The sequence below is a fragment of the Rathayibacter sp. AY1B7 genome (assembly GCF_002932735.1).
Taxonomy (GTDB): domain Bacteria; phylum Actinomycetota; class Actinomycetes; order Actinomycetales; family Microbacteriaceae; genus Rathayibacter.
In genome coordinates this window covers 1-24,819 of the sequence record NZ_PSWK01000024.1, presented here as the reverse complement: position 1 = coordinate 24,819, position 24,819 = coordinate 1, and the positions used below count along the sequence as shown (strand labels likewise).

Genomic DNA, 24,819 nt, shown 5'->3' with positions numbered 1-24,819 from the left:
GCGGACCTTCCTAGCCTCGAAGTCAGCGCCGGGAGCCGCATCCCGCACCGCGAGACAAGTCGGACAGGAAAGGGAAGCGATGCCGCTCGACCTCGAATATCTCCGGTACTGCCGCCCGGGCAACCCGTTCTACGCGGTCGCCGAGGAGGGGGACGACATCGATGGCGACGCCTTCGACGTCGCGTCCTTCGCTCCGGAGGACTGGCAGGTGAGGGAGTCGCGGCCGTGGCGGAACTGGATGCCGGACGGTTGCCTCCTCCCTCGTCAGGGATGGAAGCTCCACCTCTCGTCGACACTCGATGACGCGGAGAAGGTCCTCGCCGCTGCTGCACGCTACTGCTTCGCCTCCCGACTGCCTTTCAAGCATCTCTCGACCACCTCTCACCTTCTGATGCAGAACGGCAAGTACGCCGATCGAGCGGGAGCTGGGAAGTTCATCACCGTGTATCCCGGTTCGGACGACGAGTTCGCCCGAGCGCTGGAGGACCTCGACGTCCGTCTTCGCGGGTTCAGAGGCCCGTACGTACTGTCCGACCGGCGGTGGAAGTCCGGGCCTGTGCACTTCCGTTACGGCGCCTTCGTCCCGTCCGAGACGGAGAGCGGCTTCGTCTCGACGGTGCTCGACCCGGACGGGAACGAGGTGGAGGACGTCCGGCGGCCGACATTCACACCTCCCCCGTGGGCTTCACTACCGGAGTCCGTCACTGTCGGGGCGGAGAACGAGGAAGAGGTCGCCTTCGGCTTCACGATGCTCTCAGCGCTGCACTTCTCGAACGGTGGTGGTGTCTATCTCGCTGAAGCGACGACCGACGAATTCGTGCCGATCGGGACGATCGTGGTCCTCAAGGAGGCGCGCCCGCACGCCGGGTTGGACGCCGACGGAGTCGACGCCGTGACTCGCCTGGCTCATGAGGAGGAGGTGCTCGTCGATCTGCAGTCCCTGGACTGCGTACCCGTCTTCTACGGATCCTTCACGGCCTGGGAGCACCGATACCTGGTCATGGAGCACATCGAGGGGAACGATCTGAAGCGCGAATGGATGACGAGGACTCCGCTGCTCCGACCAGCACCGTGGCGCGTCGGTGACCCTGCATACACCTCCTGGCTGACCACGACCGTCGCTCGCCTCGACGCCGCTCTCGCCTCCGTGCACCGCGCAGGATGGCTGCTCGGCGACATCCACCCGAAGAACGTCATCATGCGGAACGGCACGCACCCGTGCTTCCTCGACTTCGAGTTCGCGCATCGAATGGATCCGGAGTGGCGTTGTCGCCAGGGAGCGCCTGGCTACGAGCCCCTGGAAGGCCTGAAGGGGACGGAAGCGGACGAGTGGTCGCTCGGCATCCTCGAACTCGATCTCCTCTTCCCCCAAGCGACGATCGCCGACCAGGGCAACGTCGCGAAGATCGAGCAGCTCCTCCGAGCAGCCGCAGACGATCTCGCGGTTCCGCCCGCCGTGCTGCGGTCGATCAGGACCTCCACCCTCGACGTACTCCCCGCCTCCGGTCAGAGGTCGATCGACGAAGACGTCGGTCGACTCGCCGCCCTCTCGGACGACCAGCTGCGCGGCCAGATCGCCCGCGGTGTCGCATCGGTGCTTCAGTGGACGGACGACTCGCCGGTCGTTCCCGGAGACATCCCTGTCCTCGCCCGCGACAGCGCGGACCACCGTGCCGGATTCCCCTACGGCGCGGCTGGAGTCGTCGCTGTCTTAGGACGATCCGGAGATGTCGACCTCGAGGCCGCCGATCACTGGCTCGCCGCTCGCGTGGCCCAGGTGCGGTCGCGTGGTCTCTGCGGACGCGAGGGAATTCGCTACGCGGCTCGCCAGGCAGGACTCGCGCGCACACTCGAGGTCCTCGACCGCAGGCCCTCGGCCGCCCCTTCAGGTCCGACGCTGTGGTCGGGGTGGGCCGGTGCAGGGCTCGCCGAGCTCGCAGACGGAGGGGACCCGTCGGAGGCGGCCCACCATCTCACCACGCTGCTCGATGAGGACGTCCGAGGAGCCTCCGTCGGCCTCCTGCACGGATGGTCTGCGGCCGCGATCCTGTTCGCCCGACTCCACGAAGCCACTGGCGACGACTTGTACATCACGCTCGCGATACGAGCCGTCGACGCCGATCTGGCGCGCTGTGCGATCACCCGGAACAACACTCTCGAGTTCGATGAGGGATGGAGGACTCTTCCTTACCTGGGGATCGGCTCGACCGGGCCCGGCCTGGCGATCCTGGAGCTGCGGCGGGTCACGGGCGAGGAGCTCTTCGCCGATCCCCTCGCGTCCATCGACGCCGCCGCGTCCTACCAGCAGTGCGCGCAGGCCTCACTCGCCCACGGTCTGTCCGGATTCCTCGTCTACCTCCGCCGCCGCGTACTGCACCGCCCGAGCGCGGAACTCGAGGAGGTCCTCCGCTCGCACGTCCGGTCGCTGCGCCTGCACGCCGTGCTCGACGACACCGGCGTCTTCTTCCGCGGCAACCAGAACCTCCGACTCTCGTCGGACTACCTGACCGGCTCGCTCGGAGTGCTCGCAGCGCTCGACGAGCTCGAGACCGGACGCTCCGCCCTGCCGTTCGGACTCTGACCGAGTCGGCCCGAGACGAGGAGAGGAGGTGATCACAAGAACCGGATCCTCGATTTCCAGACCCTCGAAGGTGAGGCCGACGCGCACGACGCCGCGCGCGTCAGCACCTTCAGCGTCATCTCGCCGTGCCCGGGCTGGCCCAGCTCGATCACGTGGGGCAACTGCTGATAGTCGCTACCGGGCGCCCGCGATCCAGCATGACGTGGATCGCGGGCGTCTCACGAGTAAGACGTCCCCACCTTCGTCGAGGAGAAACGCTCATGATCCCCACCCTCCAGGCTCGAGCCGTCGAGCAGGTCATCACCGTAGGCCGGCAGCGGACGACCGTCCTGCGGGGCTGCGACATCGATCTGGAAGGGGGCGGGCTCACCGCTGTCGTCGGCCGCTCCGGCTCCGGCAAGTCCTCTCTCCTGATGTGCCTCAGCGGACTGGACCGGCCGACGTCCGGCGTCGTCGAGGTCAACGGCCGGGACGTGAACAGGCTGTCAGCGGCCGATCGCGCTCGCATGCTCCGCGCCCAGATCGGGTTCGTGTTCCAGCAGTACAACCTCGTGCCCTTCCTCGATGTCGAGGAGAACATCGCGCTCCCCTTCAGGCTCGACCGATCACCCGTGCCGCACGACCTGATCGGTGGACTCGTGGAATCGTTCGGCCTGCGCGACCGGCGCCGTGCGCCGGCGCGAACGCTCTCGGGAGGTGAGCAGCAGAGGACCGCTCTCTGCCGCGCCCTTGCACGGCGGCCCGGCATCGTCTTCGCCGACGAGCCGACCGGCGCCCTCGACTCGCAGAGCTCGCGGGTCGTCCTGTCGACTCTGCGGACGATGGCGGACGAGGGCCAGATGATCGTGATGGTCACGCACGATCTCGACGCCGCAGCCCTCGCGGACACGGTCGTGGTGATGCACGATGGTCGGACCGTGCGGACGACCGGACGCTGCACCAGCCATGAGCTGCTGAGCATCCTCGAAGAGGCCGGGGCCTGACTCGTGTCCCGTTACGTCGTACGCCTGTTCGCCGACGAGTGGCGCCGATGGTCTCCCGCGATCGCTGTGGTCGCCCTGATGGCGACGCTGATCGGGTTGTGCGTTCAGCAGTTCGCCTGGACCGGCGACCCCGCATTCACCGCCGCTGTCACGGAGGCCGGCGTCGCGCTCGGGGAGTTCCGGATCCTCTCGATCACGATCTACACTGTCGTGGCGCTCGTCGGCTGGGTCGCCCTGACGATCGTCGGCCGAGCGAGCGTTCTGGCCACAGGACGCACGCACGCGCTCTGGCTCCTGCTGGGCGCCTCCCGAGCCCAGGTGTTCGTCGTCACTCTCCTCGTGCTCGGCATCGTGAGTCTCCTCGGCGCCGGCATCGGAGCGCTCCTCTCGACACTGCTGGCGTTCTGGGCGGTTCCCGCATTCAACGGTGCCGTCTCGTCCGAGGTCGATCTTCCGAGCTTCTCGCTCGCGCCCTGGGCTCCGGTGGTCACGCTGGCGCTCGGCACGCTCACCGCTCTGGCGGGCGGAGTCCTGCCCGCGCGCCGCGCCGCCCGCACGCCGCCGAGCGCCGCGCTGCGTGAAGTCGGGAGCGGTCGACCGGGTACGGCGATGCGCGCGGTGCGGATCGGCTGCGGCATCGCCCTCCTCCTCATCGCCTCCGGCCTTGTCACGGCATCCGCCTCTGCTCGAGAACTCGGAGCGACCGGACCGGCGCCGATGTTCAACCTGGCCGTCGACGTAGGAGGCAGCGTCCTCGTGGCCGTCTACCTCCTCTGCCCGGAGGTGATCGCGCTCGTCTTCCGGGCTCTGCACGCGCTCTCCGCCCGATCGGGTCTCGTCGTCGCGGCTCTCGGAATCCGCGCGGCAGCAGCCCGGGTGCAGGTCAGCACCGCCACGATCGCGCCGCTCACGGCAGGGCTGGGGGCGATCGCCGTGCTCCTGTGCGCGGTGGAGTCCGTCGTCGCCATGACGACGGCGGTCCGGCCCGGGACCCGCGCCGATCTCACCGATGTTCTGACGATCGTCGCAGTCGTAGCCGTGTCGATGCTCGCCACCAGCGCCACTGTCGTCGCTCTCTCTGCGCAGAACCGCGAGCGCGAGATCGCCCTGCTCCAGGCAGCGGGCCTGCAGCGCCGACAGATCATCGGGCTCGTCGTCTCCGAGAGCCTCGCGATGTCCCTCGCCGCTTCCACAACAGCAGCCGCACCCGTCGCCGCCACCGGCGCGGTCTGCTGGCTCGTCAGTCGCGCAGCACTGGGCGAAGGGGTAGTGATCTGGCCGGTCCCGAGCGTCGTTCTCGGCCTCATCGGCTCGTGGATCGTGCTCTCGCTGATCCTCCTGATTCCCGCGCAGGCTCGGCTTCGCCGTCCCCCTGGACCGAGGTTGCGTGAGCAGGGTGTCTGACGTGATCACGGGTCGCGACGCACTGCCGCCTCGGGTTTCTGCGATCGCCGGACGGCTGCGACATCTCGCAGCTCTGCAGCCGTCGAGCGCAGCCGCGGAGCCGACAGGCCCCCGGCAGGTGCTCCTCCGGGATCCCGACGGGCGCCCCGTGCAGCACACCCTCGTCATCGCACCGCAGGAGTCTCTGGTGCTCTCGCCGGGCGCCGCCGCTTTCGCACTTGTGAGCGATCAGGACGGTGATGAGCATCACCGCATCCGCGTCGCCGTCGCGACCAGGAGCGGAGCCGTCGAGATCGTTCAGGACGAGCGCCCCGTCTCCCCGCGCATCCGATCGTTCTCGGACGGATTCCTCTGGATAAGGCGGAACGACGCGGGTCGGCCCTGGCAGGCGGTCTGGTGGCATCGCAGCCTGACGACTCCCCACGTGCTGCTCGAAGAGCCCGATCAGGCTCGGAGGCTCGATCTGCGCAGCGTCGCCGGGGCGATCGCCGTACTCGCATCGAGAGGGGCGCGCGACTCCCGGTAATGGGTGCTGACCGGAGAGGAGAGCAGTCCCCCGACGTGCCGTCGCCTCGACCTCGGCACGGAGAACGCGGATGTCTCCGCCTGCAGGGGCGGCCTCGCGGTCCTGTATCGACGGCACGGAGTCGTCCGGATGACCGGCTCGACGCGTCCTCTCGAGGTTCCCGTTCCGAAGGCCCTTCAGGCGGAGCACCTGCAGGAGGCCCAGGGTGAGCTCTTCGTACTCGGACGGTCGTCCGGCAGGAGAGCGGTGTGGCTGCCCGGCGGCGGGGCAGACGCGCTCTGGCTCGCGCCGGCGGCCGGGACCCTTGTTCCCGCCGTCGATCCGATCACCCGCCACCCGATCATGCTCGTCTCCTCCCCTGCTCACCGCGCCCACTGCGTCACCCCTGTACCGGGTAAGGCACTCGCCACCGAGGTCACAGAACGGATGAAGGTCACGTCACTCACTGCGCCGAGCCGGGACGGCACCCTCGTCCCGCTCACCCTGATGACTCCTGACGGCGCCGACAGCTGTCCCGTCGTCGTCCACGTCTACGGCGCCTACGGCATCAGCCTCGAGGGGCCGTTCGATCCCTTCACGGACGACCTCCTCGCGCGCGGAGCCGCGATCGCCTACTGCCATGTCCGCGGGGGCGGAGAGAACGGCCCGGAGTGGCATCGGCAGGCGACCGGCCTCGGCCGCGAGCGCCCGATCGAGGACCTCCTCGCCTGCCTGGCGTTGCTTCGTGAGCTTCCAGGGATCGACTCGCACCGGCTCCTTCTCACCGCGGCGAGCGCGGGCGCGCTGGTCGCTGCGACGGTCTGCCTCCGTCGCCCCGCAGAACTCCGTGGCCTCCACCTCGTGCATCCCTTCCTCGATCCCGTCGGCGCGCTCGATGATCGCTCCGCAGCCGCGGCGGCGTCCGACCGTGAGGAGTTCGGTGACCCTGACTGGATCCTCGCGAGCGGGCTCTCTCCACTCGCGACGATCGCCACAATGGTGGGGCGGAGCCGACCGCTTCCGCGCGCGTGGATTCGAGCCGGTCTCCGCGATGCCCGAGTCGACGCGTCGGCGATCGCGGAATTCGCAAGCGCCTACCGGGCAGTGGCTGAGCGCGACGATCCCGCGCACGTCGTCCTCCGTGCGACCTCGGGCGGTCACCTCAGCGGACTGACGCCCGAGGAGTCCCACCAGGAGAACGTCCTCGCTCACGCCTGGACGCTCGACCTCCTCGGCCTGGCCTGACCCGTCGAGCGCAAGGACGAGGGCGATCGTTCCGGCGGGAGCCGATCTCGTCCAGGCGAGAACTGCCCTACGGCGTCACTGGCCGGCACCCGACACCCCGCCCGCCGATTCGTGCGGCATCGCCACGCACCGCCACAACGAGAACCCGGTGACCGCGGAGGCGTGCTCTCCCGACTCCGTCGCCGCCGGCCCCCACTCCTGCAGCTCGGTGCACCCGTCCGCAACTGCGGCCTTCCGCACCGACTCGGTCGGCGGAGCGGAGTTCTTCAGCACCAGCAGAGGCGTGCGTCCTGCCGCGATCATCCGGGTGACGTCCTGCTCGGTGAAGACCCGCGCCTGGCCGGAGTAGCCGCCGTCGGTGAGCACGCTCGCGCCGGTCGCCGTGATGATCGGCGCCGAGATCGCCCAGGAGTCGGTGAGGAACAGGGGCGCGCCGTCCACCCCGCCGCCGGCGGCACGAGCGGCGGCGACCAGGCCGGTCTCGTCGGCGGTCATCGAGTCGTGCCCGCCGACCGCGTCCGGCGACGAGACCGCGAACGGAGCCGAGGTCTCGGCCCTCTGCGGGAAGCGCAGGCCGACGAGCGCGTCCCCGCCCGACCCGTCGAGGGACGCGTCGAGCACCTGGAGGCTGAACGCGATCGGCCCTGCCAGGATCACGACGGCCGCTGCGAGCGCGATCGAACGATGCCGGGCCGCGCCTCTGCTCGCCGCCGCACCGCCCCTACTCCACCGGGCCGCCACCGCGACCACGACGAGCCCTGCTCCGGCGAGCGCCGCGAGCGGCAGGCCCAGCACCGACGGCAGCTGCCCGCCCACGGCGAGCGCCGCGCTCCACGCCGTCTGCCCGACCAGGAGGAGCGGCAGCACCAGCCGCGCGCCGACCCGGGGCGACGCGAGCAGCCGCACCCCCTCCGCCCAGCCCAGCGCGGCGAGGAGCGCCAGCTGCACGCCGATCGCCGCGACGTACGCCATGTGCGGCACCGTCGCCACCGAGAGCACGCCCGCCGCTGTCACCAGCCACACCGCGAGGCAGACCAGGAGGGCGAAGGCACCGCGGGCACCTCCCCGCCTCCCCCGCCGCGGCCACCAGCGCACGGCGCCGAGCACCAGCCCGGCGAGCGCCGCGGGATACAGCCAGCCGACCTGCGTCGCGTACTGCGCCAGCAGCAGCTTGGCCGGCGAAGACCCCGCTGCTCCGCCCATCGTCGCCACGTGGGCGGAAGCGACGACGGCGCCGGGCACCGCTCCCGGGATCAGCCGGTCGAGCCCGTTGAACCCGAACACCATCGCGAAGACGTCGTTCCCCGTCGACCCGTCGATGTAGGGCCGGTCCCCTGCCGGCACCGCCTGCATCGCGACCATCCACGCCACCGAGGCGCCCACCGCGACGGCCAGGAGCCCGCCCGCCCAGGCGAGGGCTCGGCGCCACCCGTGCACCCCGACGAGAGTCGCCGCCACGAGCGCCGGCAGGACGAACCAGGCCTGCATCATCTTCGCCTGGAAGCCGATCCCGATGGACAGCCCGGTCATCAGGAGCGGCCACCACCGCCCGGTCAGCACCGCGCGCTGCCACCACACCAGCGCCACGGCGAGTGCCGCCGTGAGCAGCCCGTCCTCCATCGGGTGCCCGAACATCGACACGAAGATCGGCGTGCTCGCCGCCGCGGCCGCCGCGACCAGCCCGAGCCCCCGGCCGCCCCATCGGAGCCCGACGACCGAGCACGCCGCGACGGTGATCAGCCCCTCGAGCAGCTGCGGCAGCGCGATCGACGACGTCGACATCCCGAACAGGCGGATGCTCAGCGCCTGCGGCACCGCGAATCCCGTCAGCTTGTCCAGCGTCACCGTGGCGGCGGGATCGAAGGCTCCGAACGCCAGCGCGTGCCACGACTCCGACATCGACCGTGCCGCCGCCTCGTAGAAGACGGCGTCTCCGCCCCGGGCGAGATTCCAGCCGGTGAGGGCCGTCGAACCGCACAGGATCGCGAGGAGGGTGAGCCGCGCCCACCAGCGTTCGCGCCACCAGCGGGCGAGCGGAGCGGAGTGGGTCACGTCCACCGACGCTAGGGAGCCGGCCTGCCGCCGCCCTTGCGGGCGGTCGGGGAGACGCCGTGCATGCCGCTCCGGCCTCTCAGTCCGGACGCCGCCGGCACGGCCGACGACCAGGAAGGGTGCCGCGCCGCCCCGGTCACCCTCTAGGGTGCGGACATGCCCCGCTCCATGGCCGACCTCTCCTTCCGCCGCGCCCAGTGGGAGCAGCGCTACGCACCGCACGTGGCTCCCGTGAACCGCTGGGTCGACGAGCTGCGGAACCCCTACGGACGCGGCTGGCTGCCCTACGTCGCGCCCCTGCACGGCGGAGTGGAGGCGCGCGTCCTCAGCGTCCTCCGCGATCCCGGCCCCGCCACTCAGGACGGCATCGGAAGCGGCTTCCTCTGCACCGAGAACGACGACCCGACGGCGGAGCTCATGGCCGGGCTGATGGACGAGGTGGGCCTCGCCCCCGCCGACCTGCTGCCGTGGAACGCCTACCCCTGGTACATCAACCGGGCCCCGAACGCCGAGCAGCTCGACGCCGGCGTCGAGACCGTCCTGCATCTGCTCGCGCTCGCCCCCGACGTCGAGGTGGTCCTCCTGCAGGGCGGCGACGCCGATCACGGCTGGCGGCGCCTCCTCAGGCGGCACCCGGCGATCGAGCGCGAGCGCGGCCTCACGGTGATCCGCACCTTCCATCCGTCGCGACAGGCGCTCTGGGCACGGGATCCCGCCGAGCGGGAGGCGCGCTCCGCTCGACGTCGCGTGGCTTTCGCCGAGGTCGCCGCAGCGCTCCGGTGAGCGGTCCGCAGCGTCACGACGAGGCCCGGAAACGACGGAAGCCCTGACGACGACCAGTGGTCTCATCAGGGCTTTCCGTCGGGCTGACAGGATTTGAACCTGCGACCCCTTGACCCCCAGTCAAGTGCGCTACCAAGCTGCGCCACAGCCCGTGGCAGACCGGGCCGAGGCCCGGGCAACTCGACTACCTTAGCGGATGCCGACGCCGGAAGTGAAAACGAGCGGGCCCCGTAGACTCGCTGGGCGGAACGCGTCGGCACGGGTCGACGCGCCGTCGGCAGCTCGGGAGGCGTCAGCAGTGGATGCGCGGCAGAAGCGATCACAGGTGGCCCTGCACCGGGCGATCGTCGAACTCGCGACCGGCCGCGACGTCGCCACCCTCACCGTCTCCGAGATCACCGATCTCGCCGGCGTGAACCGCTCCACCTTCTACGCCCACGCCTCGTCCGCCGCGGAGCTGCTCTGCGCCGCCCTGCAGGACGAGCTCGACGCGATCCGGGAGGGCTACCTCCAGCAGCTCCGGAGCGGTGCCGCGACCGACGCGAGCATCCGCGAGGGCACCTCCCGCGTCCTCGGCCACCTGGACGGCCACCGCGACCTCTACCTCCGCGCCTTCGACGCCCCCGGCGGGGACTCGGGCCTCCGCGCGATGCTGGCAGGGCACTTCCGCACCGCCGTCTCCGCGACGCTCGACACGGGGATCCTCGACGTCCCGGCCGCGGACGCACCGCTCGGCTTCCTCGAGGACGCGACGGCCTCGTTCCTCGCGGCGGGCTCCGTCGGCCTGATGGAGCAGTGGCTCCGTCTGCCCGCGCCCCGCGATCCCGGCAGCTACCTCGCCGCCTACCGACGGCTCCTGCCGCCGTGGTGGCCCTTCGCCACCGGCGACTGACCGGCCTCGTCGGGCGCCGCTGCGCAGACGCTCGCCGAGAGAGTCGACCGCTCGGCTCGAGGGCGGCCGCAACTCCGCAAGCCGGACCGCGCGGCTCCTCGCTCCCTCTCGAGAGAGCTGTCCCGCTCGGCCGTGACGCCTCGGCAGCAGCATCCGCCCGCGCGACTCGATCGCTGCTCCTCCCGGAGACGCGGACGGCCCGCGGGAGGAGCTCCCACGGGCCGGACACGGTGCGGCTGCGCTCAGCGCGCGCGCTTCTCGCGGACGCGCATGTTGACGTTCACCGGCGACCCCTGGAAGCCGTAGATCTCGCGCAGGCGGCGCGCGATGTAGCGGCGGTAGCCCGGGTCGAGGAACCCGGTCGTGAAGAGGACGAATGTCGGCGGGCGCGACGAAGCCTGCGTGCCGAAGAGCACGCGGGGCTGCTTGCCTCCGCGGAGGGGGTGCGGGTGCGCCGCGGTGAGCTCGGCGAGGAACGCGTTGAACTTGCCCGTCGGGATGCGCGTGTCCCACGACTCGAGGGCGAGCTCGAGCGCCGGCACGAGCTTCTCGAGGTGGCGGCCGGTGCGGGCCGAGATGTTGACGCGGGGCGCCCACGCCACGTGGGCGAGGTCGGTCTCGATCTCGCGCTCGAGGTAGCGGCGGCGCTCGTCGTCGAGGAGGTCCCACTTGTTGAAGGCGAGCACGAGCGCCCGGCCCGACTCCAGCACCAGGTCGATGATGCGGACGTCCTGCTCCGAGATCGGCTGCGAGACGTCGAGGACGACGACGGCGACCTCGGCCTTCTCGAGCGCCGTCGAGGTGCGCAGCGACGCGTAGAAGTCGGCGCCCTGCTGGAGGTGCACGCGGCGGCGGATGCCCGCGGTGTCGACGAAGCGCCAGACCTTGCCGGCGATCTCGACCTGCTCGTCGACCGGGTCGCGCGTGGTGCCGGCGAGCTCGTTGACGACGACCCGCTCCTCCCCCGCCGCCTTGTTGAGCAGGCTGGACTTGCCGACGTTCGGGCGGCCGAGGATCGCGACGCGGCGCGGTCCGCCGACCTCGCGCTTGGCGACGGCCGACTCCAGAGGGAGCTTCTCGAGCACCGCGTCGAGAAGGTCGGCGACGCCGCGGCCGTGGACGGCCGAGACGGGGCGGGGCTCGCCCAGGCCGAGCGACCACAGCGATGCGGCGTTCGGCTCCTGGCGGGCGTCGTCCACCTTGTTGGCGGCGAGGAAGACCGGCTTCTTCGTCTTGCGCAGCAGCTTCACGACGTGCTCGTCGGTCGCGGTCGCGCCGACGTTCGCGTCGACGACGAAGATGACGGCGTCGGCGAGGTCGATGGCGATCTCGGCCTGCATGGCGACGGAGGCGTCGATGCCGCGGGCGTCGGGCTCCCAGCCGCCGGTGTCGACGATGGTGAACGTCCGGTCGATCCACTCCGCCTTGTAGGACACGCGGTCGCGCGTGACGCCCGGGGTGTCCTCGACGACGGCCTCGCGGCGGCCGAGGATGCGGTTCACCAGCGCGGACTTGCCGACGTTGGGGCGGCCCACGATCGCCACGACCGGGAGGGCGGGGAGGTAGCGGACCTCGTCCGAGTCCTCCCCGGCGAACTCGAGGAGGTCGAGGTCCTCCTCGTCGAGGTCGTAGTCCTCGAGTCCGCTCCGGAGCGCCTGCGCGCGTGAGGAGGCGAGCTGCTCGTCGAGGTCGCCGAGGCGCTCGACGAGGTCGTCGTCTCCGAAGTTCAGCTCGTCGTCACCGACGTGCGTGTCCTGTGCCATGACCGGCCCTTGCTCTCGAAGTTCGGACCTCGGCGACGACCGCGTCGACGGTCTGCTCGAAGTCGAGATGAGTGGAGTCGAGAAGAGTGACTCCTTCTGCGGCGTTCATGAAGTCGACCACCTGCGAGTCGGCGCGGTCCCTCGACCGCAGCGCCTGACCCGTCGCCTCGGCGGATTCCGTGGTGACCTCGCGCGAACGCCTGACCATTCTAGCCTCTTCGCTCGCCGTCAGCAGGATCCGGACCGGAGCGGTCGGTGCGACGACCGTCGTGATGTCGCGGCCCTCGACGATGATGCCCTCCCGACGCGTCTCGCCGATGATCCTCCGGAACAGCAGGGTGATCCTCCGACGGACCTCGGGGACCTTCGCCACGGCCGAGACCCGCGCGGTCACCCGGGGCTCGCGGATGGCGGTGGTCACCTCGGTCGGACCGACCCACACCGAGTACGACTCGGGGTCGGTGCCGATGGAGTAGTCGAAGCCGTCGAGCGCGTCGACGATCGCGTCCTGGTCCTCGAAGTCGAGGCCGCGGTCGAGCCCGTGCCAGGCGAGCGCGCGGTAGGCCGCTCCCGTGTCGAGGAACTCGAAGTCGAGGCGGCGGGCGGCAGCCCTCGACACGCTGGACTTGCCGCTGCCGGCCGGGCCGTCGATGGCGACCACGACGGCCTCGCCGAAGTCGCCCTGCTCGGCGGCCTCGGAGCGCGCCTCGCGCTCGGGAGCCGCGCCCCCGTCCTCCGGGATGCTCTGCTGTGCCCGGCGGGCGGGCGTCATCCTGTTCAGGCCGCCCTCCTGCCTGTTCTGCTCGGTGCTCATCCGGCGATCCTCCAGCCGCGTATGGTCAGTTCTTCGGTCAGCGGCGCGACCGCTTCGGGCACCACCGAGATCTCGGCGAGACCCACTCGGCGCCCCTGCGCGTGCTCGAGGCGCACGTCCTCGAGGTTGACGCCCGCCTCGCCGATCTCCACCAGGAGCCGCGCGAGGGTTCCGGGAGAGTCGTCGACGAGGACGATCAGGGTCGAGAAGCGCTGGTCCTGGCCGTGCTTGCCGGGCAGGCGCGCCACTCCGGCGTTGCCCGCGGCGAGGTGCTCGGCGAGCACGCGGCGCGAGCCGGGCGCCTCGAGGTCGCGGAGCGCGTCGGCGACCGCGGCGACGTCGTCGCGGAAGGCGTCGAGCACCGCGACGACGTGCTCGCGGTTCGCGGCCAGGATCTGCATCCAGAGCTCGGGGGCCGAGGCCGCCAGGCGCGAGACGTCGCGGACGCCCTGCCCGGCGAGGCGGAGCGCCGCGTTCGGGGCGTCGAGGAGGCGCTGGCCGAGCAGTGACGAGATCACCTGCGGGGCGTGCGAGACGAGGCCGACCGAGAGGTCGTGCTCCTCCGGGTCCATCTCGACGATGGTGCCGCCGAGGTCGAGAGCGAGGCCCTCCACCCTTGCGAGCGCGTCGGGCGCGGTCTCGCCGTCGCGGCAGATCACCCAGGGTCTGCCGACGAAGAGGTCTCCCCGCGCGGCGACCGGTCCGCCGCGCTCGCGGCCGGCCATCGGGTGCGAGCCGATGTAGCGGGCGAGGTCGACGCCGCGGGAGCGCAGCTCGCGCAGCGGCTGGGTCTTGACGCTCGCCACGTCGGTGACGACGGCTCCGGGGTGCGCCGCGAGCTCGCGCTCGACGACGCTCGCGGTGACGTCAGGGGGGACGCAGACGACGACGACGGAGGGCCGGTCGTCGGCGGAGGCGGCGCGGCCGGCCCCGTAGTCGATGGCGAGGGAGAGGCTCGCGGGCGAGGCGTCGTCGAGGACGACGTCGATCCCGCGGGAGGCGAGGCCGAGGCCGATGGAGGCGCCGAGCAGTCCGGAGCCGACCACCCGCACCGTCCCGGTCGTCCGCATCGCGGGCGGCACGGGGTGCAGGAGCTCGTTCACCCCGACAGCCTAGCGATCGGCGCGGCGCTGCTTGTCGGCGCCGGACCGGCGCGGAGGACCGTCGCTCCGCCCGCCGCCAGCGGAGGAGCCGCCGCGGTCGGACGACCGTCCCGCCGAGCCGCCGCGGTCGGACGACCGTCCCGCCGAGCCGCCGCGGTCGGACGACCGTCCGGACGATCCGCCGCGATCCGAGGATCGCCCGGCCGAGCCGCGCTCCGCCGGGGCGACGCGCTCGCCGCTGTCAGGCCGGGGCCGCCGCGCACCCGCGCTCGCCTTCTTCGAGGGGACCGCGGGAGCGGCCGCCACCGCCTCGCCGCCCTGCCGCGCGATCGTGAGCAGCGCGCCCAGCTCCTCCCGGGTCAGGTCGCGCAGATCGCCCGAGCGCAGGGTGCCCAGGTGCAGCGGCCCGAACTGGCGCCGGACGAGCTCGATCACCGGGTGGCCGACCGCCGCCATCATCCGGCGGACGACCCGGTTGCGACCGGAGTGCAGGGTGATCTCGACGAGCGAGGCGTTCGAGCGGCCCTCCGGCCGGCCGAGGAGACGCGCCTTGTCGGCGGCCACCGGTCCGTCGTCGAGCTCGATCCCAGAGGTCAGCGTCGCGATCGTCTGCGGGAGGACCTGCCCGTGCACCTTCGCGATGTAGGTCTTCGTCACTCCGAACGACGGGTGCGCGAGGACGTGGGCGAGCTCGCCGTCGTTGGTCAGCACCAGCAGTCCTGAGGTCTCGGCGTCGAGGCGCCCGACGTTGAACAGCCGCTCCTCGAAGTTCTTCGTGTAGAGCCTGAGGTCGGTGCGTCCGTTCTCGTCCGCCAGCGAGCTGACGACGCCGATCGGCTTGTTGAGCATCACGTAGCGACGCGAGGTGTCCAGCTGCACCGCGACCCCGTCCACCTCGATCCGGTCGGTCGCCGGATCGATGCGGCGGCCGAGCTCGTCCGCCACCTCGCCGTTGACGCGGATCCGCCGCGCCACGATCATCTCCTCGACCACTCGTCGGGAGGCGACCCCCGCTGCCGCGAGGACCTTCTGCAGTCGTTCGCCGTCGGGGCCGCTGTCAGGCGCGCTCATCGAATCCGTCTCTTCCGTCGCTCAGTAGGGGGGAGATCTTCGGCAGCTCGTCGAGCGAGGTGAGGCCGAGGTGCACGAGCAGCTGCTCGGTGGTGCCGTAGAGGACCGCGCCCGTCTCGGGGTCGTGGCCGACCTCCGCGATGAGGCCGCGGCCGAGGAGGGTGCGCGCGACGGAGTCGACGTTGACCGCGCGGATCTGCGCGACCTGACCGCGCGAGACCGGCTGCTTGTAGGCGATCACGGCGAGCGTCTCGAGCGCCGCCTGCGAGAGCCGCGTCGGGTTCTGCGTCAGGACGAAGTCCTTGACCACCGGGTCGTACTCGCGGCGCACGTAGATCCGCCAGCCGGCACCGACCTCGCGCAGCTCGAAGCCCCGGCGGATCGCCCCGTCGGCGCCGTCGTAGTCGGCGACCAGGCGCTCGATCGACTGGCGGACCACGGCGATCGGCCTCGACAGCGCGGTCGCGAGGGAGGCGAGCGGCTGCGGCTCGTCCGCGACCATCAGGATCGCCTCGATCGCCCGGTCGATCTCGAACGCGACGGTCCCGGGGCCGGCGTCAGGAGTCATAGTCGGCTCCGAGCGCGGCGAGGCTCGCATCGCTCCACTGCTCGGCGACCCAGCGCAGCGTGAGCTCGCCGAGCGGCTCCGGCTGGTCGAACGAGATCGCGGCGTGCCGGTAGAGCTCGAGCACGGCCAGGAAGCGCGCGACGATCACGCCCTTCTCGTCGGCGTCCGCGATCAGCTCGCCGAAGGTGGCCCTCCCGCGGGCGCGCAGCATGGCCACGACGTGGGCGGCCTGCTCCCGGATGCTGATCTGCGGGGCGTGCAGGTGGTCCAGGCCCACCGTCGGCAGCTCGCGCGGAGCGAGGGCGACGGTCGCGAGGGCGGCGAAGTCGGCGGGCGACAGGGTCCAGACGAGCTCCGGCTTCGCGGACCGGTACTCCTCCTCCAGAGGCACGTCGCGCACGTGGCGGGCGGTCTCGATCGCGATCCGCTCGGCGAACCACGACGACACCTGCTTGAAGGCCCGGTACTGCAGGAGCCGGGCGAACAGCAGGTCTCGCGCCTCCAGCAGCGCCGCGTCCTCCGCGTCCACGAGCTCGCCCTGGGGCAGGAGTCCGGCGATCTTCAGGTCGAGGAGCGTCGCGGCGACGACGAGGAACTCCGACGCGCGGTCCAGCCCCTCGAGCGAGTCGATCCCGTGCAGGTACGAGAGGAACTCGTCCGTCACGGCGCTCAGCGCGATCTCGGTGATGTCGACCTGCTGCTTCGCGATGAGGCTCAGCAGGAGGTCGAACGGACCCTCGAAGTTGGTCAGCGCGAGGTGGAACCCGATGGGAGCGGCGCGCTCCTCGAGGAGGACCTCAGGCGACCGCGCCACGCGAGATCAGCTCCCTGGCGAGCTTGCGGTACGCCTTCGCGGCGTTGTGCTCGGGCGCGAACTGGGTGATCGGGACGCCGGACACGCTGGCGTCCGGGAACTTCACCGTGCGGCCGATCACCGTCTCGAGCACGCTGTCGCCGAAGGCGTCGACCACCCGGTCGAGCACCTCCCGCGAGTGCAGGGTGCGGGAGTCGTACATCGTGGGCAGGATGCCGTCGAGCTCGATCACCGGGTTGAGCCGGTCGCGGACCTTGTCGATCGTCTCGATCAGCAGGGCGACGCCGCGCAGCGCGAAGAACTCGCACTCGAGCGGGATGAGGACGCCGTGGCTCGCGGTGAGCGCGTTGACCGTGAGCAGACCCAGCGAGGGCTGGCAGTCGATCAGGATGACGTCGTAGTCCGCGCTCACCTTGCGGAGCACCCGGGCGAGGATCTGCTCGCGCGCGACCTCGTTGACGAGGTGGACCTCGGCGGCGGAGAGGTCGATGTTGGCCGGGATGACGTCCAGGCCCGGCACGCGGGTCCTCCGGATCGCCTCGGCCGGGTCCTTCACGGTGCCGAGGAGCAGGTCGTAGATCGTGATGGCGTCGTAGGTCGTGACCCCGAGGCCGGCCGAGAGGGCGCCCTGCGGGTCGAAGTCGATGGCCAGTACGCGTCGGCCGTACTCGGCGAGGGTCGCGCCCAGGTTGATGGTCGTCGTCGTCTTGCCGACGCCGCCCTTCTGGTTGCAGAGGGAGATGATCCGAGCGGGGCCGTGACCGGTGAGCTCCACCGGCAGCGGGAAGTCGCGCAGGGGGCGGCCGGTCGGGCCGAGCGTCGGGGCTTCGAGACCGGTGAGCTCGGCCTTGTCGTCCGTCTTGCGTGTCACCTGCGTCGTCCTCGCTTCCGTGGCGGCGTGCGCTCCCGCGCGGCCTCCGACGAGTGTACCGGCGCCCCGCTCCCCGGCCGCCGCGCCCCGCCGCGCGGGGCCGCGGCTCTAGCGCCGCGCTCGCGGGTGCGCGGACGTGTAGACGTCCCGGAGCGTGTCCGCCGTCACCAGCGTGTAGATCTGCGTCGTCGCCACCGAGGCGTGCCCGAGGAGCTCCTGCACCACGCGGACGTCGGCACCGCCCGCGAGCAGGTGGGTCGCGAACGAGTGCCGGAAGGTGTGCGGCGAGATCTCCCGGTCCAGCCCGGCCTTCTCGGCGACGGCGCGGATGACCAGCCAGGCGCTCTGCCGCGACAGGCGGCTCCCGCGGACCCCCAGGAAGAGCGCCGGCGTCGCGCGTCCCCTCCGCGAGAGCTCGGGCCGCGCACGCACAAGGTACTCGTCGACCGCCTCGCGGGCGAAGCGGCCGAGCGGCACCATCCGCTGCTTGGACCCCTTGCCCGTCAGCCGCACCACCTCCGCGGCGACCACGTCGTCGACGTTCAGGTCCACCGCCTCCGAGATGCGCGCGCCCGTCGCGTAGAGCAGCTCCAGCAGGGCCCGGTCCCGCAGGTCCGCGAGCTCCTCGCCGCGCGCCGCGTCGAGCAGTGCCGCCATCTGCTCGACCGTGACCGCCTTCGGCAGGGTCATCGGGATCTTCGGCGGCACCACGTCCCGGGCAACGTCGTCCGAGACGACCCCCTCCTCGAGGGCGAAACGGTGCAGCCCTCGGACGCTCGAGAGGATCCGTGCGCGCGAGCTCGCCGCGAGCGGCCGCTCCGGGCGTGCGGCCAGCCAGGAGGAGAACTCCCCCACGTCGACCCGTCCGAGCTGCGCCAGATCGACGGTCCCGCGCTCCTCGAGCCAGCCGAGGTAGAGCTCCAGGTCGCGCCGGTAGGCCGCGAGCGTGTGCGCCGAGAGCCCGCGCTCCACGCTCGCCTGCCGGAGGTACGCCTCGGCGCAGGCGCGGGGGCTCACCCCCGGGGGTGGCGGACCCGCGGGTGGCGCGTCCACGGCGAGGACGCGTCGCCCAGCCCGTCCCAGTCGCGCGAGCGGAACGCGTGCGCCGCGAGCACCGCGATCGTCAGCGAGGGGTTCTGCACCCGGCGGGCGAGGACCGCCTCGACCGCCTCGTCCAGCGGCACCCACCGCAGCTCCATGTCCGCCTCCTCCGCCTCGCGGTCGAAGGCGGAGCCGGTGGACGAGAGCCCGCGGGCCAGGTAGATCCGGATGACCTCGTCGCTGCCGCCCGGCGAGGTGGCGAACTCCGAGAGCAGGTCCCAGCGCTCGGCCTGCAGGTCCGTCTCCTCGCCCAGCTCCCGCTGAGCGGCGACCAGGGGATCCTCGCCCTCGACGTCGAGCAGGCCGGCCGGGATCTCCCACTCGCGGGTGCGGACAGGGTGCCGGTACTGCTTGATCAGGGCGACGCGGTCCTCGTCGTCGAGGGCCAGCACGGCGACGGCTCCCGTGTGATCGAGGAACTCCCGGCGCAGCTCGCCGCCGCCGTAGCGGAACGTCTCGGCGCGGACGCCCCAGACCATCCCGTCGAAGACGCGCTCACTGGTCAGGACCTCCGGCTCGACGAGCTCGTCCGACAGCGGCTCACTCATCGGCGCCCGCCTCCGATGCCGGGAAGAGGCGCGAGGCCTCCTGGCGCTCGAGGGCGGCGGTCACGAGGCCGCGGAAGAGCGGGTGCGCGGCGTTCGGGCGCGAGCGGAGCTCCGGGTGCGCCTGCGTGCCCACGTAGTAGGGGTGATTCTCGCGGGGCAGCTCGACGTACTCCACGAGGTGGCCGTCGGGCGAGAGGCCCGAGAACCAGAGCCCCGCCTCGGCGATCCGGTCGCGGTAGCGGTTGTTGACCTCGTAGCGGTGACGGTGGCGCTCGGCAGCCTCAGGTGCGCCGTACACCTCGGCGACGATCGAGCCCTCGGCGAGCTCGGCCGTGTAGAGGCCCAGGCGCATCGTGCCGCCCATGTCCCCGGACGCGAGGATCTCGACCTGCTCGGCCATCGTCGCGATGACGGGGAACTCCGTCTCCGGGTCGAACTCCGACGACGAGGCCCCCTCGAGGCCGGCCTCGTTGCGGGCGTACTCGATGACCATGCACTGCAGGCCGAGGCAGAGCCCGAGGGTCGGTATCCCGTTCTCCCGCGCGAAGCGCAGCGCGCCGAGCTTGCCCTCGATGCCGCGGATGCCGAAGCCGCCGGGCACGCAGATGCCGTCGAGCTCGGAGAGCGCCTTGGCCGCAGCCTCGGGGTCCTCGAGCCCGTCGGAGGCGATCCAGCGGATGGCGACCTTCGTCTGCTGCGCGAAGCCGCCGGCCCGCAGAGCCTCCGTCACGGAGAGGTAGGCGTCGGGCAGGTCGATGTACTTCCCGACCAGGCCGATGGTGACCTCGTGCTTGGGCTCGTGCACGGCCTCGAGCAGTCGCGACCAGCCGTCCCAGACGACCTCGCCGGCCGGGAGGCCCAGCTGGTCGATGATGTAGGCGTCGAGGCCCTGCTCGTTGAGCATCTGCGGGATCTCGTAGATCGACGCGACGTCCTTGGCGTTGACCACGGCCTGCTCGTCGACGTCGCACATCAGCGCGATCTTGCGCTTGTTCGACTCCGACACGGGCCGGTCGCTCCGCAGCACCAGCGCGTCCGGCTGGATGCCGATCGAGCGCAGCGCCGCGACGGAGTGCTGGGTGGGCTTGGTCTTCTGCTCGCCGGAGGCGCCCATGAAGGGCACCAGCGAGACGTGCACGAAGAAGACGTTGCGGCGGCCGAGCTCGTGGCGGACCTGGCGGGCCGACTCGATGAACGGCTGGCTCTCGATGTCGCCGACGGTGCCGCCGATCTCGGTGATGATGACGTCCGGCTGCGGGTCGTCCTCCGACTGGAGGCGCATGCGCCGCTTGATCTCGTCCGTGATGTGCGGGATGACCTGGACCGTGTCGCCGAGGTACTCGCCGGCGCGCTCCCGCGCGATGACCCGCGAGTAGATCTGGCCGGTCGTGACGTTCGCGGCCTGGTTCAGGTTGATGTCGAGGAAGCGCTCGTAGTGGCCGATGTCGAGATCGGTCTCGGCGCCGTCGTCGGTCACGAAGACCTCGCCGTGCTGGAACGGGTTCATCGTCCCCGGGTCCACGTTGAGGTACGGGTCGAGCTTCTGCATGACGACGCGCAGCCCGCGCGCGGTCAGCAGGTTGCCCAGGCTCGCGGCCGTGAGTCCCTTGCCGAGCGAGGAGACGACACCGCCGGTGACGAAGATGTGCTTCGTGATCTTCGAGGGGGCGTCCTGCCCGGCCGTCGAAGCGTTCCGGGTCGAGGACCCGGAGGAGCCCTCGGGATCCGAGGGAGAAGAAGAGGAAAGGCCCGCGTTCGTAAAGTCCACCACGGGGTTCCACCGTAACAGCAGAACGGCGGCGGCGGACCGTCCGGGACGGATCGATGTCGTCCAGGGCCGCTCGCGATCAGCCCCGCCGACTCGATTCGAGGAGCTCCCGCGCATGAGCGAGAGCGTTGGCGGAGTCGGTGAGCCCCGAGAGCAGGCGCGCCATCTCGGACACCCGCTCCTCGGAGTCGAGCTGCGTCACGGCGCTCGAGGTCACCGCGCCGTCCGAGCCCTTCTCGACGCGGAGGTGGTTCGTGGCGAATGCGGCGACCTGCGCGAGGTGGGTCACCACGATGACCTGCGACGTCTCGGCGAGCCGCGCGAGCCGTCGGCCGATCTCGATCGCCGCCGCTCCGCCGACCCCTGCGTCGACCTCGTCGAAGACGAACGTCGGCACGGGGTCGTTGGCGGCGACCACGACCTCGATCGCGAGCATCACCCGCGAGAGCTCGCCTCCCGAGGCTCCGCGGGCGAGGGGCCGGGGTGCGGCCCCGGTGTGCGGCTGGAGCAGCATCTCGACGGAGTCGCGCCCGTGGATGCTCGGCTCCCCCGCGGCCGTCACCTTCACGTGCAGGCGCGCATCCGCCATGGCCAGCGCGGTGAGCTCGTCGCTGACCCGCTCCCCCAGCTCGGCGGCCGCCGCGGTCCGCAGCTCGGTCAGCCGGGTCGCGAGGCGGTCGACGAGGTCCGCGTCGGCCGCGGTGTCGGCCTCGAGAGCCGCGATCCTCTCGTCGTCGCCGTCGAGCTCGAGCAGGCGGAGTCCGGAGGAGTCCACCAGGTCGAGCACGTCGTCCAGCGTCGGTCCGTAGGTGCGGGCGAGCAGGGACAGCTCCGCCCGACGGTTCTCGATCAGCTCCAGGTCGTGCGCGCCGTCGAGGTCGAGCTCCGCCAGGTACGAGGAGAGCCCTCCGGCGGCGTCGACGAGGAGCACCGCCGCCTCGCCGAGCGTCTGGACCGTCGGCTGCAGCGCGGCGTCGTGCTCGGCCGCCCGCTCCAGCACGCGCCGCGCCGTCTCGAGGAGCCCGAGCGCGTCCCGCCCGTCCAGCTCCTCGGACGAGATCGCCTCGCGGGCCTCGCCGGCGGCGAGCCGGAGCTGCTCGATGCTCCCGAGCCGGGCGGACTGCGCCGCGAGCTCGACGTCCTCCCCGCGCTGGGGGGCGACCACCTCGATCTCGGCGAGGGCGGAGCGGAGCCGTTCGGCTTCGCGGGCGCGCGTCTCCCGGGCCTCGGTGAGCGAGTCGAGCTCCTCCCGGTTGGCCCGCCAACGCTCGAAGGCGCTCGCGTAGTCGCGGAGGGCGTCGGCGAGACCGGGTCCGCCGAACCGGTCGAGCGCCTCGCGCTGCGCCGCGGCGGAGCGGAGGCGGATCTGGTCCGACTGCCCGTGCACGACGACCAGCTGATCGGCGAGCTCGCTCAGCACGCTGACCGGTGCGCTCCGGCCGCCGACGACGGCTCGCCCGCGTCCCTCCGCCGAGACGGACCGCGCGAGGAGCAGCTCCGGGCCGTCGAGATCGCCGCCGGCGTCGTGGACGCGCTCGGCGACCGGGCCCTCCTCGGGGACCAGCCAGCGCCCCGACACCCAGGCCTGCTTCGCTCCCGAGCGCACCGCGGACGCGTCCGAGCGCGCGCCCAGCACGAGGCCGAGCGCCGTGACCACCATCGTCTTGCCGGCGCCGGTCTCGCCGGTGACCGCGGTGAAGCCCGGTCCGAGCGGGAGCGTCGCCTCGGCGATCACTCCGAGGTCGCGGATCTGCAGCTCTTCGAGCATCGGGCCTTACTCCGTCTCCGCCGACCCCCGCCATCCGCGGATGGGGAGACCGAACTTGTGCACGAGTCGATCGGTGAAGGGGGCGTCGTGCAGGCGTGCGAAGCGCACGGGCACGGGCGAGCGCCGGTAGACGACGCGCGCTCCCGGCGGCAGCTCGTAGGCGCGCCGGCCGTCGGCCCAGAGGACGCCGACGCCGTCGGTCCTCTCCTTGACCTCGACGGCGAGGCTCGACGACGGGCCCACGACGAGGGGCCGCGCGAAGAGGGCATGGGCACTGAGCGGAACGAGGAGCATCGCCTCGACGGTCGGCCACACGACGGGGCCGCCCCCGGAGAAGGCGTAAGCGGTGGAACCGGTCGGAGTGGACACGACGATGCCGTCGCAGCCGAAGCTCGACAGCGGACGTCCGTCGACGCCCACCATGACCTCGAGCATCCGCTCGCGGCTGCCCTTCTCGACGGTCGCCTCGTTGAGCGCCCAGGTCTCGTAGACGACGGCCTCGTCGATCTTGACGCGCACCTGCAGGGTCATCCGCTCCTCGACCGCGTAGTCGCCGTCGAGCGCACGGGCGACGGCGTCGTCGAGATCGTCCCGCTCGCTCTCCGCGAGGAACCCGACGTGGCCGAGGTTCACGCCGAGCAGAGGGGCCGTCCCGGACCGGACGATCTCCGCTGCGCGGAGGATGGTCCCGTCCCCGCCGAGCACGAACACGAGCTCGATGGACTCGAGCGGCACGTCGGACCCGAGCACGGCGACGTCGCTCAGATCCGGAGCGACCGCGACGATGTCGCCCTTGTCGTCGGCGCAGAGGACGGGGTGGGCGCCGGAGTTCCGGAGGCGCTCGACGACGAGGACCGCCGCATCGAGGGAGTCCGTCCGTCCGGTGTGGGCGACGACGAGGATGTTGCGCTCGCCACGAGGGGACTGCATCGAGGGTGTGTCCTTCTGGTCGGTCGACAGCGGCGGACACGATCGCGTCATCCGGTGGTGAGCGCGGTGACCGCGTCCCTCCATTCTGTCGGAATCGTTCCGCGGTCGCGGTGGAGGTGCGCCAGATACTCGCGATTCCCAGCGCCCCCCGGGAGTGGCGACTCGGCCAGCCCGACGACGCCGAGCCCCAGGTCCCACGCCGACCACAGGACGTCCGAGAGGGCCTCGCGACGCAGCTCCGGATCCCGGACGATCCCCTCCCGCAATCCCAAGCGGCCGACCTCGAACTGCGGCTTCACCAGCACCACGAAGTCGGCGAGCGGATCCACGGAGGCGGCGACGGGAGGCAGAACCATCCGCAGGGAGATGAAGGACACGTCGGACACGACCAGGTCCGGCACGATCGCGGTCCTGGCGGCTTCGGCGAGCCGGGCGGCGGTGAGATCCCGCGCATTGAACCCCTCCACCACGTGGACGCGATCGTCGGACCGGATCCGGGGAGCGAGCTGCGCGTGCCCGACGTCGAGGGCGATCACCGAGGCGGCGCCGCGCTCGAGCAGGACCTGCGAGAACCCGCCCGTCGACGCCCCGACGTCGAGAGCGTTCCGGCCGGCGACTCGCACCGTCGCGAAGGTGTCCAGGGCGGCGAGCAGCTTGTGGGCGGCCCGGCTGACGTAGTGGTCGAGGCCGGCGACCGCGACGTCCTGATCGTCGCGGACGCGGATCGAGGGCTTCAGTCCAGGGACGCCGTCCACCGTCACCAGACCGTCGGCGATCATCCGAGCGGCATGGGTGCGGGACCGGGCGATGCCCCGTTCGGCGAGAGCCGAGTCGAGTCGCGAGTCGTCGGTCATCGGTCGCGGTCCGCGTTCTCGAGTCGGATGCGCAGCTGCTCCTGCAGCTGGACGTATCCGGCCGCCCTCTCGCTGAGCGGAGTCCGCTCGATCCGGAGGAGCTCGTCTGACAGGACGTGTTCCTCCACGGCGTCGAAGCCGTTCTGGAGCGGCCTCGATTCCGGGTAGGGCGTCGGGTCGTGCTGAGTCATCGCTGCTCCTCGTTCCGGAGTCGGGCGACGACGGTCATCGTCGCTCCGGCCGGCCCTGTTCCTCCTCGAACAGAGACCGACCGGTTAAACAGCGATGGCCACCCATTTCTAGGTGGCCATCGTGAATGGTGTCCGGCGGTGTCCTACTCTCCCACAGGGTCCCCCCTGCAGTACCATCGGCGCTGAGAGTCTTAGCTTCCGGGTTCGGAA

21 protein-coding genes, 1 tRNA gene, 1 rRNA gene and 1 pseudogene are annotated in these 24,819 nt (G+C 71.6%); 7 read left to right on the top strand and 17 right to left on the bottom strand.

The window, feature by feature from the left end; genetic code table 11:
• Positions 1-79 precede the first annotated feature (79 nt).
• From lanKC to C5C95_RS18015, 5 genes are all read left to right on the top strand, one after another.
• Positions 80-2,581, top strand: a complete 2,502-nt coding sequence (gene lanKC, locus C5C95_RS12960) for a class III lanthionine synthetase LanKC (RefSeq protein WP_104324591.1) — start codon at positions 80-82, stop codon at positions 2,579-2,581.
• Between the two features lie 260 nt (positions 2,582-2,841).
• On the top strand, positions 2,842-3,564 hold the full coding sequence (locus C5C95_RS12955) for an ABC transporter ATP-binding protein (RefSeq protein ID WP_104225415.1): 723 nt from the start codon (positions 2,842-2,844) through the stop codon (positions 3,562-3,564).
• A 3-nt stretch (positions 3,565-3,567) separates the two neighbouring features.
• Positions 3,568-4,968, top strand: a complete 1,401-nt coding sequence (locus tag C5C95_RS12950; RefSeq protein ID WP_104324590.1) for an FtsX-like permease family protein — start codon at positions 3,568-3,570, stop codon at positions 4,966-4,968.
• A gap of 148 nt (positions 4,969-5,116) precedes the next feature.
• Positions 5,117-5,494 (top strand): hypothetical protein, encoded by a 378-nt coding sequence (locus tag C5C95_RS12945; protein WP_146087085.1) that lies wholly within the window; start codon positions 5,117-5,119, stop codon positions 5,492-5,494.
• Positions 5,495-5,623: 129 nt separating this feature from the next.
• Positions 5,624-6,718, top strand: coding sequence for a prolyl oligopeptidase family serine peptidase (locus tag C5C95_RS18015; protein ID WP_146083484.1), 1,095 nt, complete (start codon positions 5,624-5,626; stop codon positions 6,716-6,718).
• 75 nt (positions 6,719-6,793) lie between these two features.
• Here the strand turns inward: C5C95_RS18015 and C5C95_RS12935 are convergent, their stop codons facing one another.
• Positions 6,794-8,770: a glycosyltransferase family 39 protein gene (locus C5C95_RS12935; protein ID WP_104324608.1), complete on the bottom strand. Its 1,977-nt coding sequence runs from the start codon at positions 8,768-8,770 to the stop codon at positions 6,794-6,796.
• A 156-nt stretch (positions 8,771-8,926) separates the two neighbouring features.
• Here C5C95_RS12935 and C5C95_RS17870 point away from each other — a divergent pair, with 156 nt between their 5' ends.
• On the top strand, positions 8,927-9,553 hold the full coding sequence (locus tag C5C95_RS17870; protein ID WP_104273319.1) for a uracil-DNA glycosylase: 627 nt from the start codon (positions 8,927-8,929) through the stop codon (positions 9,551-9,553).
• Positions 9,554-9,631: 78 nt separating this feature from the next.
• Here the strand turns inward: C5C95_RS17870 and C5C95_RS12925 are convergent.
• Positions 9,632-9,705, bottom strand: a tRNA-Pro gene (locus C5C95_RS12925).
• Positions 9,706-9,878: 173 nt separating this feature from the next.
• On the opposite strand from C5C95_RS12925, the gene C5C95_RS12920 reads away from it, so the two are divergent.
• Positions 9,879-10,445: a TetR/AcrR family transcriptional regulator gene (locus C5C95_RS12920; protein WP_104225419.1), complete on the top strand. Its 567-nt coding sequence runs from the start codon at positions 9,879-9,881 to the stop codon at positions 10,443-10,445.
• 242 nt (positions 10,446-10,687) lie between these two features.
• On the opposite strand, the gene der is transcribed toward C5C95_RS12920, so the two are convergent.
• The 15 genes and pseudogenes from der to rrf form a co-directional block, all read right to left on the bottom strand.
• A complete protein-coding gene (gene der / locus C5C95_RS12915; protein ID WP_104324587.1) occupies positions 10,688-12,208 on the bottom strand; it encodes a ribosome biogenesis GTPase Der in 1,521 nt (506 codons plus the stop codon).
• Positions 12,183-13,022, bottom strand: a complete 840-nt coding sequence (cmk, locus tag C5C95_RS12910) for a (d)CMP kinase (RefSeq protein WP_258059253.1) — start codon at positions 13,020-13,022, stop codon at positions 12,183-12,185. The genes der and cmk overlap by 26 nt, the downstream gene beginning before the upstream one ends.
• On the bottom strand, positions 13,019-14,092 hold the full coding sequence (locus C5C95_RS12905) for a prephenate dehydrogenase (RefSeq protein ID WP_104222605.1): 1,074 nt from the start codon (positions 14,090-14,092) through the stop codon (positions 13,019-13,021). Before C5C95_RS12905 ends, cmk begins: the two co-directional genes overlap by 4 nt.
• A gap of 333 nt (positions 14,093-14,425) precedes the next feature.
• Positions 14,426-15,196, bottom strand: a pseudogene (locus C5C95_RS12900) (pseudouridine synthase); the annotation flags it as partial.
• A complete protein-coding gene (gene scpB / locus C5C95_RS12895) occupies positions 15,183-15,764 on the bottom strand; it encodes an SMC-Scp complex subunit ScpB (protein ID WP_104238575.1) in 582 nt (193 codons plus the stop codon). The gene scpB and the pseudogene C5C95_RS12900, both read right to left, overlap by 14 nt.
• A complete protein-coding gene (locus tag C5C95_RS12890; protein WP_104324585.1) occupies positions 15,754-16,578 on the bottom strand; it encodes a ScpA family protein in 825 nt (274 codons plus the stop codon). Before C5C95_RS12890 ends, scpB begins: the two co-directional genes overlap by 11 nt.
• On the bottom strand, positions 16,562-17,449 hold the full coding sequence (locus C5C95_RS12885; RefSeq protein ID WP_104222502.1) for a ParA family protein: 888 nt from the start codon (positions 17,447-17,449) through the stop codon (positions 16,562-16,564). The genes C5C95_RS12890 and C5C95_RS12885 overlap by 17 nt, the downstream gene beginning before the upstream one ends.
• Before the next feature lie 108 nt (positions 17,450-17,557).
• Positions 17,558-18,466, bottom strand: coding sequence for a site-specific tyrosine recombinase XerD (gene xerD / locus C5C95_RS12880; protein ID WP_104297472.1), 909 nt, complete (start codon positions 18,464-18,466; stop codon positions 17,558-17,560).
• Positions 18,463-19,098: an NUDIX hydrolase gene (locus C5C95_RS12875; protein ID WP_104233392.1), complete on the bottom strand. Its 636-nt coding sequence runs from the start codon at positions 19,096-19,098 to the stop codon at positions 18,463-18,465. Before C5C95_RS12875 ends, xerD begins: the two co-directional genes overlap by 4 nt.
• The gene (locus C5C95_RS12870) at positions 19,091-20,755 is read right to left on the bottom strand and encodes a CTP synthase (protein ID WP_104324607.1); all 1,665 of its coding nucleotides are present in this window, start codon (positions 20,753-20,755) and stop codon (positions 19,091-19,093) included. The genes C5C95_RS12875 and C5C95_RS12870 overlap by 8 nt, the downstream gene beginning before the upstream one ends.
• Positions 20,756-20,945: 190 nt before the next feature.
• Positions 20,946-22,634: a DNA repair protein RecN gene (recN, locus tag C5C95_RS12865; RefSeq protein WP_104222499.1), complete on the bottom strand. Its 1,689-nt coding sequence runs from the start codon at positions 22,632-22,634 to the stop codon at positions 20,946-20,948.
• A 6-nt stretch (positions 22,635-22,640) separates the two neighbouring features.
• Positions 22,641-23,564, bottom strand: coding sequence for an NAD kinase (locus C5C95_RS12860; protein ID WP_104324584.1), 924 nt, complete (start codon positions 23,562-23,564; stop codon positions 22,641-22,643).
• A gap of 47 nt (positions 23,565-23,611) precedes the next feature.
• Entirely contained in the window at positions 23,612-24,418 is an 807-nt protein-coding gene (locus C5C95_RS12855) for a TlyA family RNA methyltransferase (RefSeq protein ID WP_104324583.1), read from the bottom strand.
• Entirely contained in the window at positions 24,415-24,609 is a 195-nt protein-coding gene (locus C5C95_RS12850; protein WP_104324582.1) for a hypothetical protein, read from the bottom strand. The genes C5C95_RS12855 and C5C95_RS12850 overlap by 4 nt, the downstream gene beginning before the upstream one ends.
• Before the next feature lie 130 nt (positions 24,610-24,739).
• Positions 24,740-24,819 (bottom strand): 5S ribosomal RNA (gene rrf / locus C5C95_RS12845); the annotation flags it as partial.